This is a genomic window from Paenibacillus amylolyticus (assembly GCF_003719335.1).
Classification (GTDB): Bacteria; Bacillota; Bacilli; order Paenibacillales; family Paenibacillaceae; genus Paenibacillus; species Paenibacillus amylolyticus_D.
The window spans coordinates 130,932-146,034 of sequence record NZ_RIAS01000015.1 but is presented as its reverse complement, the minus strand read 5'-3'; the positions used below and the strand labels follow the sequence as shown (position 1 = coordinate 146,034).

The window sequence follows — 15,103 nt, the reverse complement described above, 5'->3', positions numbered from 1 at the left end:
ACCGCTCCGAAGACATTTAAACAACTGGCATAAAAATTGTTGCATATTACCATTGTCCAGAATGCTTCCTTCTCTGCTAACAGGCGCTCCCTAAGGGTGACAACAGGCCGTGTTCCGTTTCCGGCATCTCATCAGCACATGGCTGCGATATGTACCTCCCGAAAGTCATTGTATGTTACCAGAGACAAGGTTAGTATACCCAGTGAAGGTGAATTTATATTTATGGCTCAGAACCATTAATGCTTTGAACTTTACAGTTCATCAGAATGTTATCCTGTCAGCGTATTAGATCAAAAAATCAGAATACATCAACCAGATCAAAAAAATCCAGCCCGACCTTTGCCCGGTTGTGCAAGCCAGTTATGTTTGTGACTTTTGTCCAGTTCTCCCCGCATGGACTGAATGACCTGAACAATATCGGTTTGCCCGTTTTGATGCCATTCCAGCGCAGCACTGACATACAATTCGCCGAGTTGTGCAAGCGAGAACGTATCGGTCAAACGGGCCGCTTCGATCGTTCCTTCTTCACCTGCAAACACGCTAAATCCGCGTTGCCGCAAATATTGCAGGCGCAAAGCTTCATCAGGCAGCGGAATCTCATAGGCCCGGTCGAATCGTCCGGCTCGGTTCATGAGACCTGGATCGATTTTTTCCGGATAATTTGTCGTGCCGATCAAAAAGATCCCTTCTTTGGACGTCGCACCATCCAGCGTATTCAGGAAAAAGGAACGAACTTCATCCGGCATTGAGTCGATATCTTCAATGATCAGCACCATCGGTGCCAGTCGTTTGGCTGCATCAAACACTTCACGCACAGACTCGCTATTCGTATATTCGGTAATTTGCCAGTACGCAGCTGGGCCAGGAATACTGCCCGCTATCGATTTTACCAGCGTTGTTTTTCCGTTCCCTGGATGCCCATAGAGCAGAATACCGCGTTTGTAGGGGATATCATAGTCCCGGTAAAAGGAACGATCCGCTTCAAAGAACTGATCGAGCGAGCGGAAAATATCCTGTTTGATCTGTGCGGAGAGAACCACATCTTCTCGGCTCACCGAACGAGTTATGGACTCTACATGACGGTCACTGCCATTGCGGGCATCCGTGTAAACCGTTACTTTTTTCATATTTTGCTGACGTTCGCGTTCCCTTACACTTCCCAGGAAATGCTTCATCTCTTCATCCCCTACAGCGAACACAAAATCTTCACTGTAGATCCCGTTCTCCCGGAAAAAAGGCACCCGTACCAAAGCTACGCCCCATTTGGGATAGGCAAATACATTGTTGCGGATGGAATAGTGTACACCGTATGTTGGCACATCTCCATCATCATCGTAATGTAGCGTTTGGAGCTCCAGATCCTCAAAGATACGAGCAACAAGTTCGACCTCGTCACTTCCATTCTGCAAGTCTTCCCTTAGCAGTTCCCAATATTCGTTGTTCGGATCAGAACTTGAATACAACTTGTATTCAACGCCGTAACGCTTCAGAAGCGCCTCACCAATTCCGCGAATCAGTCTCGAATAGACCGCGTACCCTTCAACGCGGATACGTGTATCATGCTGTTCGTCGTAGGAGTAGATGGCTTTTGTTTCGTTCATTGGATTCGTCTGTTTCTCGTTATCGTTCATCATTTCGCTCCCTTTACCGCGGCAAGCGGTTTACATTTGGCTACCACTTGAGCCAGTCCGGCGCCGGTAACACTATCTATAATTTCATCAACGTTTTTATACGCCTGAGGTGATTCATCAATAATGGATTCCAAGGATCGCTGGTTTACAACGATTTCGTCCGCCGTTCCTACACCAAGAGCTGTTGCAAAATCTTCAACCGTCACCAAACGTTTCGTTGCAGTACGTGACCGTACACGGCCCGCACCATGACATATCGAATAATAGTTGTCTGCTCCTTCTGGCTGACCGACCATGATATATGAGGCCGTCCCCATCGAGCCAGGAATCAGAGCCGGATGGCCTGTAGCCATGTAAGGTTTTGGATTATCCTGGTGGCCTGCAGGCAATGCCCGCGTTGCCCCTTTCCGGTGTACAAATACCGAACCACGCTCTGCATGGGATTCCTCCCAAGCATAGTTATGCATCAGGTCATACAGCGTACGAAATTCACATTTTGACCCAAATACATCCCGGAATGCTTCCCGGATTGCATAAGCGATGAGGTGGCGATTCACTACGGCATAATTCAAAGCGGAATACATCATGTTGACGTAATGCCGACCTTCCGCATGCTCCAGCGGGGCAAATACCAATCTGGGATCGGAAGTTCCAAGGCCGAGCCGCTGCATGACTTTGGCAATCGCTGCTGAACTTGTCTGACTGACATATCCGCCCCAAGCGCGGGAACCAGAGTGAATCATAACAGCAATCTGTCCATCATAAAGCCCCCAAGCCTCAGCCACTTCGCGATTTTCCTCAGCAATCTCAATCGCCTGAATCTCGGCAAAATGATTCCCTCCACCCAGCGTACCAAGTTGACGATGCGAACGATGCCAAGTCATATCTGGAACAAGATTCAGCACATTCTCGTCATACGTAAATTTACTGCTCTCCACATGCGTCAGTGAGGTCGATTTTTTCGGTGTATAGCTGTCTGGAATATATTTTTTCGGCAGTCCGTGTAGTCCCTTTTTCACAATGTGCTCTAACCTTATATCGGAGAAATGGCCTCGCTGGCTGGCTTCCATTGGCAAGACCTTTTCGATCGCTTTAACCAATTTTCGGCGCAGCTTTACCTCTTTCAGATCATCTTTATGCAGATTGGTCAGATGCACTCGCATGCCACAGCCGATATCACTGCCCACGATGGAAGGTGATACATATCCACTCTGTGCCTCCCAGACTGCCGTCGTTCCAATACATGTTCCTACACCGACATGCACGTCCGGGGTATAACCCATATAAGAAATGTCTGGAATTTGCAAATTATTGTTAGCCATCTCAAATACTTTGTAGTCGAGAGAAGAGAATAATCGCTGTGCCGCATATACGGTGAGCTCTCCCGCTGGTAATTTCACTTGATGGCGATAACTCTCGGTCATGTTACTAAAATTTCCAAAATTGTTCATTTCGTTATTCATAAATAAGTGTAATCCTTCCTGTTCCGTTCAGCAAATGTAGTTTGCTGCGTGTTGTTTTATAAAAAATACATAAAAAAGCCATGGACTGATCGTCCATGGCTTCTACTACATGACAATAACGGATAACAGCACAAATGGATTTGCGCCTGTCATCCATCGCTGGATACCGCGAAGAACACACATTGCCTATAGCACTACACACTGTACTCTATAAACAATATGCCCGTTCTTTTATGTCGACCGTATGAGGCCAAAAAGACGATGAGCTGGATATACAATTGTGTTCATGCTTCTGCGTCCTTGATTCAATTCATAACCTAACGTCATGTCTTTCGGCCTCCCTTCATTATTGATATGTATATATTAATGGCACATCTTTTCAAATGTCAACCCTTTTCTTGGGAATAAATTCACTCTTATGTTCTAGCAAATGATAAAAAACAGGGGGTTGTCCGGGGACAGCCTCCTGTTTTTTATCATTTTATTAGGTTATTCACCGCTGCTTCTGTCATATCGTCAGACAAACGACACTCTCATGACCTTAGAGTTTAGCCTGCTCTTGCAATTCTTCCACAGGATTCTCATCTTCCTTCTCAGGCACTTTGGATGAAAGGAACCATCCACATACCGCAATCGTGATCAACACAACATAAAAACCGATTTTCCATATTTTATTTTCCGGGAAATGCTCATCCAGTACACCCAAGGAAGGGTGAGCCAGTGTAATTACGGACAGTTTAACCCCTACCCAACCTACAATTACAAAAGCAGCAACTTCAAGACCCGGACGGGAATGAAGCAATTTCACGAAAAACGATGCTGCAAAACGCATGATAACAAGCCCGATAAAACCGCCGAGGAAGATGACAATGAACTGTCCACCATCCAAGCCGCCAATTGGCGGCAAGCCGCTTGGTGGCAATGCAACCGCCAAAGCAACAGCCGCTAGGATAGAATCTACTGCAAAAGCAATATCTGCGACTTCAACCTTAAATACGGTCATCCAGAATCCGGATTGTTTCTTTGGTTTTTTTGGTGCATCGTCGGCTGCTTCGTCTGTTTTATTTCGACCACTCAATATCTTTTTAACGATATGATTTATCGAAATGTACAGGAGGTACAATGCCCCGATCGCTTGAACCTGCCACACATCCACGAGGAATGAGATGAGGAATAACGACCCGAGACGGAAAACAAAAGCCCCCATCAAACCATAAAACAATGCTTTTTTACGCTTTTCCTCAGGTAAATGTTTTACCATAATTGCGAGTACCAGGGCATTGTCTGCTGCCAGTAACCCTTCAAGGACAACAAGGACTAAAAGTACCCACCCGTATTCTAATAACAGTGCTGCATCCAACATTGACTCCTCCTTAATATGCTTATGATGTACAAAAAAAAGGATCTTTACCATTGCTGGTAAAGATCCTTTTATAACCACAAAAAGAGACATTTACCGAGCATAAAAACTTGGTAAAGGTCTCGCTAACAACAAATTGCTGCCAATAAAGCCGGGGATGTAATCCCGAATTGACGACTTTACTGTAAAAGCTACTCCCCTTTAACAGGAATATGTAGTTTTAGTTGAAACCGGTGAATAACCTGTTTACATCATATTTCATAACATAAAATAAAGTCAAGCTTTATTTTCAATGTTAAGGGACAATTTTCGAAAAACAAAAAAATCATAAATCATATTGCCCAGTGGTATGAACGAAATGAAGAATAGCGCAATGGGACGGCGCAAACGCCATTTCTGAGTCGTATATAAAGATACCATGAACAAGAGATGCATCAGAAACAGAAAACCATACAAGTTCCCGAACCAAGTCACCGCTTGAGGCATAACTCCTGCATCCCGAAGGGGAAACGCAACGAACAATAGCAAAACATATGAAATCCCCTGTAACCATAACATTAGCCGGAAACGACCCAGCATTGAACGTAACATCATCTTCCTCCTGCTTCTATGCAATACACGCTAGTTGAACCCTGTACAGTATATCACAAAAGCTGTATCAATTTGCATCCAGCCAGGCTGTATTATATTCCCTGTCTTTGTGATCATCCAATATACGTCTCACAGGAGCCAAATATCCATCTCTCACATACAATGCATGAAATGTGTCATCAACAATGTCGGACAAGGAGGATTGGATTCATGAAAATCGTTCTGGTTGCACCAGAGAAGTTACCTCTGCCAGGGAATGGTTCCGTGGAAATCTGTATATTAGGGATCGCACATGAACTTGCCCGCCGTCATCAGGTAATTGTTATAAGCCGTCAAATAAAAGGTTTGCCGTCGCTTCAGCAGATCGGGCAGATAACGATTCAGCGAATCGCTGCACCCAGTGTTGTAGATTATACCCGGTCAGTTATTCGTTTACTCCATACACTCGATGTTGATGTTATTCAAGTGGATAACAGACCTTACAGCATGGCTGCCATTAAACAAGCCTTTCCGCAAACACCTGTTGTCCTCTATCTCCACTCACTTACCTTCGCTGAGCCCGGACCTAGGAAACTGTCTATGCTGAAAAAAGCGGATTGTATTGCCGTGAATAGCCAATCATTGAAGCGTAGAATCAGCCGCCGTTTCCCTGCCGTAACGAAACGATTGAATGTCGTTCCACTAGGTACAGATCTTGATCGCTTCCGCCCCGTTGCGAGCAATGAAGAGCGGCTTCACTTGCGTGAAAAGTTTGGAATCACTGAACGTTTCACAGTCCTGTATGCAGGCAGAGCCATCCCTGGAAAAGGGGTCGATATTCTTATTCGTGCTATTGCTCTAACACAAAAGCAAGTACCTATCCAGCTGGTCGTTGCAGGCAAGGGTCCTCCAAAATATGTGCGTTCATTACGTAAACTGACACAAAAATATAACGTACAGGCTGCCTTTTTGGGGCAGATAAATCATGAACAGATTGACCAGCTCTATCGAAGTGTGGACTGCCTGGTCTGTCCTTCACAGAAACACGAGGCCTTTGGCCTGGTGAATGTAGAAGCTATGGCCTCCGGCATTCCTGTCATCGCTTCGGATAATGGGGGTATCCGGGAGATTATCCATTCGGGAATGAACGGATACTTGATATCAGAGTATAAGCAACCTAAGCAGTTTGCTTCATCCTTACATCATCTGGCTACCCGACCTGATCTTGTACAATCCATGGGAAAAAGCGGCCGCGAAACAGCAATTTCTCATTTTAATTGGTCAAGAACCGCTCTCTATTTGGAGGCAGCTTACACAAGGCTCATCCGTTCATGAGCCTTTTTCTTGATCAAGCTTTCTCACGGAACTGCCATTCCTTAATAAAAGTGTCCATCTGAGATACAGGTACATACATGATTTCGATCAGTTCAATAATGACCATATCCTTCATCATAAATCTCACTTTTGCACAAGTTTGTTGGTAGAAGGCATCGTAGAATCCCGCCCCAGTCCAGCATCCATGAGGTACTGTGGCAGCATGGTTTACGATATAACCCACTTCCCCTATTGGGGGGATAACCACTTTAATGGCTTGATGATCCAAGCGATTATCCGGGTCCTTTACAAGATACAGTGTATCCCCCAGATGCAGAGCCTCTGCTCCATGATAGTTTTCCATGCCCATCAAAGCGGCAAAAATTTTGTTACTCATACGATTGCTCCTTTTTACAGATATTCCTTGGCGTACGGCTATAAAGCCTCTTCATCTTTATAGTGCTCCAACCATTCCAAAAGTTGTTTGCGAATCTCTCTCCGGTACTCGCGAGGTTCAAGTACTTCAGCCTCAGCACCGAACTGATATAACCATTGCAAAAATTCACGACTGCTATTCAGTGTTACTTCAAATAACAAACCACCATCCATAAGATCTGTCATTCGCGGACGAACAAACATCTCTTCTTCTTTTATGTAAGGGGCCACCTTTTCGGAGAATCTTACCTTAAAATGAATATGCTCGTCCCCTCGGTCAACAGACCAAGTATTCTTCATATACTGAGTTATATTGAAGTCGCCCATATCAAATGGAGCATTGGTTCGTATCACATCCAGGAAGCGGCTAATGCGAAACAATCGAACTTTTTGCTGTAGATGACAGTACCCAATCAGATAAAAACGCTGATCACGCGGTACGAGATAATAAGGGTCTATTTGCCTAACCGTAATCTCGTTATTGGTGAGCGTATGATATTGCGCTTGAATCGTCCGTCCATCCAAAATCGCTTCGATAATGGGGATTAACAAGTTTGGATCCTTTCCCTCTTCACGGTAAGCAGGTATCCCCATCCGAATAATTCCTGCAATATTTTCCACAATTTCACTGTTCCTTGTTTTTAGTTTAGTATGTGCCGATATTACCTTATCATATGCTGAGTCAAATTCAGCAGGTAATTTTGTAGTATCGACTAAGGCCGGAAGCATACAGAAAAGCATAGCTTCCTGTTTGGTAAAATCCAAAGGATACATGGCAAACTCACCGATAAATCGATAACCCTTTCCATATCCTTCGTTCATTATGGGAGCAACCCTGTCCAAAATCCGGAGATCGCGGTAGATTGTGCGCACCGTTGTACCACATTTCAGCGCCAATTCCTTTGCAGAGATTCCGGGATTAGCTTGTATAGCCTGAAGTATACGCAGCAGACGAATTAATTTCTCTGTCATGTAGTTTCTCCCCTTCGATATTTTATCGGCAAGGAAAACTAGTTCCTTTAGTTCATATCTAAATCTTTAGTCCCAATTGATTTTTCGCAATTTCACCTTTTATTTATAGTCCAATTGCACTTTTCCCCTCTCTAAATATACATTCTCTTACTTGCTTGCGTAAATTAATAACCCAAAATCTAATTTTCCTAAGCCTGAAAGCCTATACAAATATCTAAAAAAAATACAAAAAAAGCCCTGATCTCCAAACGAGACAAGGCTTCAAAAAGTTCTATTTGTCATATTTTTATTAGTTTATTTCTTTTAACTTGTTCAGCACGTGAACCATGCAATCACATAACACTGGAATATCATGCATTTGTTCCTCATCCAAATGCCTTCCGAAATATATATTGGCAGAAACGTTAAATGATACCGGAGCTTCTCCAAAAAGATAGTGGATATGCTGAACTATCCGCTGATCGGGCCAATTTTCCTGCATGATCGACTGGACGTCGTGACAACGTGGCTCCAGTTCTTTGGTTACCCACGCAAAGCGAAGCTCTAGTTCACAGCCGGGATGGCTGCCTGGGGTCTCCAGAATCTCTGCGGCTATGGCCTGCAGCGAACTTTTCAATACCACTTCAGCAGTCACAGCAGTATGATCTCTCAGGCAGAACTGCAAGGTGAATTCCCGGGACATGCTTGCCATTTCTAATTGATCCCTGCGATAGGTAATGTGAATGCTCTCATCCAGATTGTCCAGGTCATAGAGGTAATTCTCGAAAGCTACTTTTAAATTATCATATATAGTGGGGTCAAACATAGGGCAAACCTGCTTTCTTTTCGATTTCATCTATCTTCACGTTGTACCACAAACGCGACCCTTAAATCCAATAGTTCAGTTATTTCCAATCATCGACTTGCCATGATGAGCTAGCCGAATGTTTTTCTTTGAATAAAATCTTCATACGAAAAAGCCCAGTCCACAAGAAGTGAACTGAGCTTGGACATCAATCATTTAAGAGGAATTTTTTAAATTCCAGCGTTTGCTTATTCTTCTGCAGATTGACCTTCTTCTGCTTCTGGTGCCGCTTCATCAGCAGAAGCGGTTGGTTCTTCCTCAACAGCTTGCGGTGGCATAACCGAAGCAACGATAGAATCTGGTGAGGTCACGAGCGTCAAACCTTTATCCAGTTTAATATCGCCTGCTGTCAAGCGGTCGCCAATTTCCAGACCACTGACGTCAACTTCGATCGAAGTCGGCAGATCTGCTGGCAAACCTTCGACCTCCAGTTGCGTTTCTTGTGTCTGGAATACACCGCCTGCTTTGGAACCAGCGGCAGTACCTTGGAAGTCAATCGATACGCTAACGCTAATCGGTTTGTTTTTCGAAATTTGCAAAAAGTCAACATGCAACAGACGTCCATTACGTTCCTGTTGATCCTTGATCAGTACTGGAACGGTTTTTCCGCCCTCCACATTAAGGTTAAACATCTCTGAGCGGCCTGTACGAGCCACTTTCAGCATTTCTTTTTCATCCACATGTATGGCGGCACCTTCTTGTCCCGGTCCGTATACTACGGCAGGAACTCGTCCACCTTGTCTTAACAGGCGCAGTGCTGCACCTTTCTTTTCAGTTCTTGGCGTTGCTGTAAGTTGAGCCATTTTTCCGTTGGATTTCATGGTTGAACATCCTCCTTCAAGGGATCCCTACTTTGGTTTTGTTGGCAAGCTCTGCAGCTTCTCTCATAGACCGAAACGGTCTTTTTTCTGAGGCCATATGTTGGGCCATATCTATATTTACCCCAATGATCCAGTATCTAAAACATAAAGCTGGAGATTTTTATCCTTTTTTTGTAATTATATATACTTTGGGGCATAAGAAAACAGCCGGAATTGCTTCCGACTGTAAGATTAGTGATACTTGGAGTGATGAAATGAATTTCCTGTTCAAAACGTACAGAACAGCAAACATCATGCGCTATTCAGACCATCCTTTTCAGGATTTTCTCGCACAATCTGCATTTCGTCTGATCCACTTTGCACCATAATCTGCACATCACCATCCTCAGGTATGATATCCACATAGCGATCTCCGCAAGTGTCCTTGGCCTCCCACTCATTCAGCCTGATGACAAAACCCACATGATGCAGACCAGGAGCTACGCGGAACCGAGCTTCTGCAACATGGCCTGCCCGCTCCAAGCGGATGGCTCCGTCCTCCATACCCGTTCCCCATACCCAAACATCCCAGCCATCATAACAGCCATCAGCTCGCTCGTAACAGATGGTCACGGTTCGTGACAGATATCTGTGAACCGTAACCGCATATGCCGCCCGTATGGTTCCTACTTCTGCGATGATCATTGATTTCCCTGAAGTCAGCGCCCTCACAATTCCCGCTTGGCTTACAGCAGCCACATCCGAATGAGAGGAACTCCAGCGGATATGAGCATCTGTAAGGGGCTGCCCATACTGATCCAGAACCAGCGCACGAAAGCGATTGATTCGAGTTGTATATAGCACAGGTTCACCTATGATTTCGATTCGTTCAGCGTAGCGGATATCGACCTGAACGGTACAAGACGTTGCGATCGAACCGACGCTTGCTGTAATTGACACTACCCCTCGACTCAACGTACGAATAGTGCCATCTTTTTCTATACGAACAGTGTCTGGATCAGAAGAGTTCCATTCTACAGGTACATTTTCCAATACATTGCCGATATGATCCCTCACCGTTGCTCGTAGCAGAGAAGTTTCCTGTGGAGCAAATACCCTGCGCGGAAGAGCGATTTCCAGTGCAGCCGGTTCTGACTGGGTAGTGAGCTCCTTGTCGTACAGAACCATAAGCGACCAACGTTCCACCTGAACCTCGCTCGTGACAGTCTCGACCACGTCAGTTCCAGCGGTATGATGATTCACAACAACCTTCCATTCACCCTCATCTAAATGTATGGTCTGAGGTTCATCCGAGCCGTTATAAATAATCATAATCCGATGCCATGAATCTTCGTTCGCTCCATGTTCGAGCATATACGCAACAACGTTACCATCCCTTCGAATGAAGCGAAGATGTCTCCGAACCTGTTCAGCCTCACTCATACGGAACGCCGGATGGGTGCGCCGCAAGTGAATCAGCCCACGATAATAGTCAAATACAGGTCTGAATCGGGCTTTATTGGCCCATGTGATCGTATTTACCGCATCACCGCTTCGATAACTGTTATGATCTCCAGCCTTGGATCTTAACATCTCATCACCGGCATGAAGAAATGGTATCCCTTGTGAAGTAAGCAGGATGCCAGATGCAAGAAGGGAACGGCGAACCATTTCATTATGCAGTACATCTGCTTCATCGACGTATCGATACGGATCTGAAGCCTTAACCGCCGACTCGGCACTGCCCCCCTCGACAGGCTGACCGTCTTTCCATACAGGAAAGCCCAGATCATGTCGAAGCTGGAGCGAGGTAGCTATTTTATCCCAAAGATTCAGATTATCATGAGCGGTCACATAATTAACGGTTTCGGCAGGGGAAGAGGTGAAGTCATCCAGTGCTCCGGCCACACCTTTGCCTATTTCATATTCCATGCCTCCCGCATCCGTGATGAATCCTCTACTTCTACCGTCACTGTCCCCTTTAATCGCACTGCGAAAATGATCATTGAATACAGCAAACCCTATGCCTCTCTGTGTTCCCTTAAGGGTTTGACGACCCAGCGGCGAGTCGCCTCCCATCCACGGCTCTCCATAAATCAGAAAGGTGGGATCTATCTCTTCTTTTAACTGACGGGTAAGCTCGCTCATCGTGTCCAGATCAATCAGTGCCATCAGATCAAACCGGAATCCGTCAATATGATATTCCTCTGCCCAATAGCGTAAGGAATCCAGGATATATTTTCGTACCATAGGACGTTCTGTTGCCAGTTCATTCCCTACACCTGAACCGTTGCTGAGTGTACCATCTTCATAATAACGATAGAAGTAACCTGGCACGATTCGCTCAAAAGGGCCTTTTTCCACACTGTACGTATGATTGTAGACGACATCAAGCACAACACGGATACCTTGCTGGTGTAGCGACTGAATCATCGATTTAAACTCCCGAATGCGAACAGCAGGATCTCGTGGATCCGTCGAATAGGAACCCTCTGGTACATTATAGTGTTGAGGATCATAGCCCCAGTTATAGGGTACTTTGGCCATTGGATCGGTGTTCGCTGCGGCGAGTTCATTTACCGTCTGGTAATCGGCCACGGGCAACAGATGTACATGGGTAATCCCCAGTTCGACCAAATGATCGATGCCAATTCGGTTGCCTGCCTCATCGGTAAGCCCAGTAGCCGTAAAAGCCATATACTTTCCTTTGTAAGGAAGTTCGACCTGAGGATCGGAAGAGAAATCTCGTACGTGCAGTTCATAGATAATCGCATCAACCGGGTGCACAAAGGCGGGCTTTACATCTTGATCCCATCCGTCTGGATGAGTCAAATTCAGATCAATGATCGCCGTCCGCTGCCCATTGGCTGTAACAGCTCTGGCATAAGGGTCCGCTGCTATTTCTACCCGTTGATCATGATGAACGATGCGATACATATAAAAGTGTCCTGCCCAGTCGCCCGAAAGATTCAGCTCCCAGATCCCGTCAGGGTCACGTGTCATCTCAAATGCCTGGCCATCCTCATGATAGGTTACCTCGCCAAGATCGTTATACTCTCCCTCATTTTCAAAAATTAATATATGGACCAGCTGTGCTGTAGGCGCCCATACTTTGAACGTACTCGCAACACTGGTATAAGTTAAGCCAAGATCGTTGCCTTCATAACAAAAAGAAGTCCATTCCGGCATCGTTCTCACCGCCTTTATATCCTTTAATTTCGTATTGTCCCGATGTTACGAAGTGGGACGCCTTTTGTCAACCCGGGGTTGTCTGTACTCAACATATCGGTTCGTTCGAAACAATTGATGAGCAATCGCTTTCATCTATCATATGTAAACAAGCGGTATGGTTGACAGCTTATGTACCTGTGAAATCAAAAAAAACACCCTCTTTTTGATATCAAGAGAGTGTTCTACTATGTTACTTTTTAACTGAAATATATCGTTATGGCTCCCGCACTGTTGTTACAAAAAAGCAGGCATTTTATTATCGTTGTACAAGCTTGACTCTTTTCAAGAAGACTGCGAAAACAATACGGTCATGGATAACATGTTGACCTGTACTTGATTTATGTTACTCTCTTGATTGTTGCTACTCTCTTGATAGTCTGAGCCATTCTTGATGCTCTTCTTGCTATGTTGAGTGCTCTGATCGTGGATGTTATTGCTGCCCTCCATTTTCTCCGTGAACTCGATAGTGCGAAGCGTATTCACACCAGCCTGTCCATCTTCAACAACCACTCCCCATGTTCCTGAAGGGATAGAGATCCTATGAGATTCTTTGGTCGCATTATAGATCACGATAATCCGATGCCATGAATCGCCCACAGCCGCACCCTGCAGCTCGAATGACAACAACCCTTTTCCTTTTTGTAAAAGTCGAACATGCTGCTCAATCGCTTCGCTTGTACGCAGGCGAAAAGCAGGATGCTCCCGCCGCAAGCGAATCAAACCGCGGTAATAGTCAAATACCGGCTTAAATCGTTGCTTCTGATCCCAATGAATGGCGTTGACCACGTCTCCAGTCTCATGGCTGTTAGCATCTCCGTATTTGCTTCGCAGCAATTCATCTCCTGCCGCAATCAGCGGAACACCTTGTGACGTCAGTACAATACCGTTTGCAAGAAGGCAGCGTCTAACCGTTTCGTTTCCGAGCACATGCGCTGGATCGATCTGAAGATAAGGATTTGCTTGTCGCACAGCCTCTTCTACATTGTTGAATCCCCGGGTACTCCCATCCTCATCATACGTCAGAAAGCCTAGTTTATCTTGTAACCCTTGCGTACGCGCCACCTTATCCCACAGATTAAGATTGTCATGCACGGTTACATAATTAATGGTCTCAGCGGGACCTTGCGTAAAATCATGAATAGACCCTTGCACACCAGTCCATAACTCCGCTTCTTTTCCCTCTTCACCTGTTGCAAAACCTTTGCCATCCCCATCACTGTCTCCTTTAATAACACCACGAAAATTATCGTTAAACACTGCAAAGCCTGCTTCGCGCTGTGTTCCCTTCAAGGTCATCTCATCACCTAAAGGGGATTCCATTGCTCCCCAAGGTTCGCCGTATAACAAGATGGAAGGGGATACCTCAGTATGAAGCTCGGATGCGAGCTGTTTCATCGTCGTAACATCAATCAGCCCCATCAGATCAAAACGAAAACCGTCCACATGATATTCCTCTGCCCAGAACCTCACCGAATCGATGATAAATTTGCGAACCATAGCTCGTTCCGTTGCCACTTCATTGCCTGTGCCTGAACCGTTACTGTACGTTCCATCGGCATGCTGACGATAATAATACCCGGGAACCAGCTTTTCAAATGAACTCTCCGCTGTATCAAACGTGTGGTTGTACACTACATCCATAATGACACCTATCCCTTTACGATGAAGTGCAAGAACCATGGACTTGAATTCACGAATTCGCGTTTCAGGTTCATCTGCGCGTGATGCATACGAGCCCTCCGGAACATTGTAATGCAGCGGATCGTAACCCCAATTATAGTTAGAAGCATCCTTAAGATCATCATCTACATTCGACTCGTCTACCGTAGCAAAATCAAATACAGGCAATAGGTGTACATGCGTAATCCCTAGCTCAACCAAATGATCGATCCCAAGCGTATTGCCTGCTTCATCTCGAAGCCCGGTCTCCGTGAAAGCCAGATACTTTCCTTTGTTCGTAATCCCGGAAGAAGCATGAATGGAGAAATCCCGAACATGTAGCTCATACAGAACAGCATCCGTGGGGTGATTCAATTCGGGACGTTCATCCTGCTCCCAGCCCTCAGGGTGAGTCTCCCGCATGTCCACAATAACGCCCATTTCTCCGTTCATGGTTACGGCTCGCGCGTAAGGATCAACCGCGATCGTTGAAGTTCCATCGTCAAACGTTGGCTTGAACATATAGCGATAACCTCGTAAATTGCCTTCCACTTTCAAAATCCACACATCCTGTTCACCGGAATGCATTGGCATAATGCTTTGCTTCAACGCGCTCGGGATGTCATCGGGGTTTCCACCTGTGAGGGGTGGGTACAGAAGAAGTTCCATTTGAACCGCAGTTGGAGACCAAACCTTGAAAGAACACAGATTCGGTTGAATGGTAACACCCAGATCTCCCCCTTCATATGCACTCGTAATCAAAGCTATATTTGTTTTCGGAGCGATTTGCTGTTGCTGAACATCGTCAATCATATCAATTCCCC

The 15,103-nt window shown here is 45.5% G+C and carries 11 protein-coding genes; 1 reads left to right on the top strand and 10 read right to left on the bottom strand.

Annotation, left to right across the window (positions count from 1 at the left end; all coding sequences use genetic code 11):
* Positions 1–317: 317 nt before the first annotated feature.
* From EC604_RS23055 to EC604_RS23040, 4 genes are all read right to left on the bottom strand, one after another.
* Positions 318–1,631, bottom strand: a complete 1,314-nt coding sequence (locus tag EC604_RS23055) for an AAA family ATPase (RefSeq protein WP_429349672.1) — start codon at positions 1,629–1,631, stop codon at positions 318–320.
* A complete protein-coding gene (locus EC604_RS23050) occupies positions 1,631–3,094 on the bottom strand; it encodes an RtcB family protein (protein ID WP_430538844.1) in 1,464 nt (487 codons plus the stop codon). The genes EC604_RS23055 and EC604_RS23050 overlap by 1 nt, the downstream gene beginning before the upstream one ends.
* A gap of 541 nt (positions 3,095–3,635) precedes the next feature.
* Complete coding sequence (locus EC604_RS23045) at positions 3,636–4,457, bottom strand: TerC family protein (protein WP_420848890.1); 822 nt, start codon at positions 4,455–4,457, stop codon at positions 3,636–3,638.
* Between the two features lie 273 nt (positions 4,458–4,730).
* Complete coding sequence (locus EC604_RS23040; protein WP_123066372.1) at positions 4,731–5,045, bottom strand: DUF3817 domain-containing protein; 315 nt, start codon at positions 5,043–5,045, stop codon at positions 4,731–4,733.
* 210 nt (positions 5,046–5,255) lie between these two features.
* Here EC604_RS23040 and EC604_RS23035 point away from each other — a divergent pair, with 210 nt between their 5' ends.
* Entirely contained in the window at positions 5,256–6,359 is a 1,104-nt protein-coding gene (locus EC604_RS23035) for a glycosyltransferase family 4 protein (RefSeq protein ID WP_123066371.1), read from the top strand.
* Between the two features lie 13 nt (positions 6,360–6,372).
* On the opposite strand, the gene EC604_RS23030 is transcribed toward EC604_RS23035, so the two are convergent.
* The 6 genes from EC604_RS23030 to pulA (EC604_RS23005) form a co-directional block, all read right to left on the bottom strand.
* The gene (locus tag EC604_RS23030) at positions 6,373–6,735 is read right to left on the bottom strand and encodes an HIRAN domain-containing protein (RefSeq protein ID WP_123066370.1); all 363 of its coding nucleotides are present in this window, start codon (positions 6,733–6,735) and stop codon (positions 6,373–6,375) included.
* A gap of 38 nt (positions 6,736–6,773) precedes the next feature.
* Positions 6,774–7,745: a helix-turn-helix transcriptional regulator gene (locus EC604_RS23025; protein ID WP_123066369.1), complete on the bottom strand. Its 972-nt coding sequence runs from the start codon at positions 7,743–7,745 to the stop codon at positions 6,774–6,776.
* Between the two features lie 289 nt (positions 7,746–8,034).
* Complete coding sequence (locus EC604_RS23020; RefSeq protein ID WP_123066368.1) at positions 8,035–8,550, bottom strand: hypothetical protein; 516 nt, start codon at positions 8,548–8,550, stop codon at positions 8,035–8,037.
* A 227-nt stretch (positions 8,551–8,777) separates the two neighbouring features.
* Entirely contained in the window at positions 8,778–9,410 is a 633-nt protein-coding gene (locus tag EC604_RS23015) for a 50S ribosomal protein L25 (RefSeq protein WP_123066367.1), read from the bottom strand.
* Between the two features lie 291 nt (positions 9,411–9,701).
* Positions 9,702–12,578 (bottom strand): type I pullulanase, encoded by a 2,877-nt coding sequence (gene pulA, locus EC604_RS23010; protein ID WP_123066366.1) that lies wholly within the window; start codon positions 12,576–12,578, stop codon positions 9,702–9,704.
* A 324-nt stretch (positions 12,579–12,902) separates the two neighbouring features.
* Entirely contained in the window at positions 12,903–15,092 is a 2,190-nt protein-coding gene (gene pulA, locus EC604_RS23005) for a type I pullulanase (protein ID WP_123066365.1), read from the bottom strand.
* Positions 15,093–15,103: the final 11 nt, after the last annotated feature.

Excerpts from the sequence above, each read along its gene's own strand:
- EC604_RS23055 (WP_429349672.1), bottom strand. The coding sequence starts at position 1,631 with ATGAACGATAACGAGAAACAGACGAATCCAATGAACGAAACAAAAGCC.
- EC604_RS23050 (WP_430538844.1), bottom strand. The coding sequence starts at position 3,094 with ATGAATAACGAAATGAACAATTTTGGAAATTTTAGTAACATGACCGAG.
- EC604_RS23045 (WP_420848890.1), bottom strand. The coding sequence starts at position 4,457 with ATGTTGGATGCAGCACTGTTATTAGAATACGGGTGGGTACTTTTAGTC.
- EC604_RS23040 (WP_123066372.1), bottom strand. The coding sequence starts at position 5,045 with ATGTTACGTTCAATGCTGGGTCGTTTCCGGCTAATGTTATGGTTACAG.
- EC604_RS23035 (WP_123066371.1), top strand. The coding sequence starts at position 5,256 with ATGAAAATCGTTCTGGTTGCACCAGAGAAGTTACCTCTGCCAGGGAAT.
- EC604_RS23030 (WP_123066370.1), bottom strand. The coding sequence starts at position 6,735 with ATGAGTAACAAAATTTTTGCCGCTTTGATGGGCATGGAAAACTATCAT.
- EC604_RS23025 (WP_123066369.1), bottom strand. The coding sequence starts at position 7,745 with ATGACAGAGAAATTAATTCGTCTGCTGCGTATACTTCAGGCTATACAA.
- EC604_RS23020 (WP_123066368.1), bottom strand. The coding sequence starts at position 8,550 with ATGTTTGACCCCACTATATATGATAATTTAAAAGTAGCTTTCGAGAAT.
- EC604_RS23015 (WP_123066367.1), bottom strand. The coding sequence starts at position 9,410 with ATGAAATCCAACGGAAAAATGGCTCAACTTACAGCAACGCCAAGAACT.
- pulA (WP_123066366.1), bottom strand. The coding sequence starts at position 12,578 with ATGCCGGAATGGACTTCTTTTTGTTATGAAGGCAACGATCTTGGCTTA.
- pulA (WP_123066365.1), bottom strand. The coding sequence starts at position 15,092 with ATGATTGACGATGTTCAGCAACAGCAAATCGCTCCGAAAACAAATATA.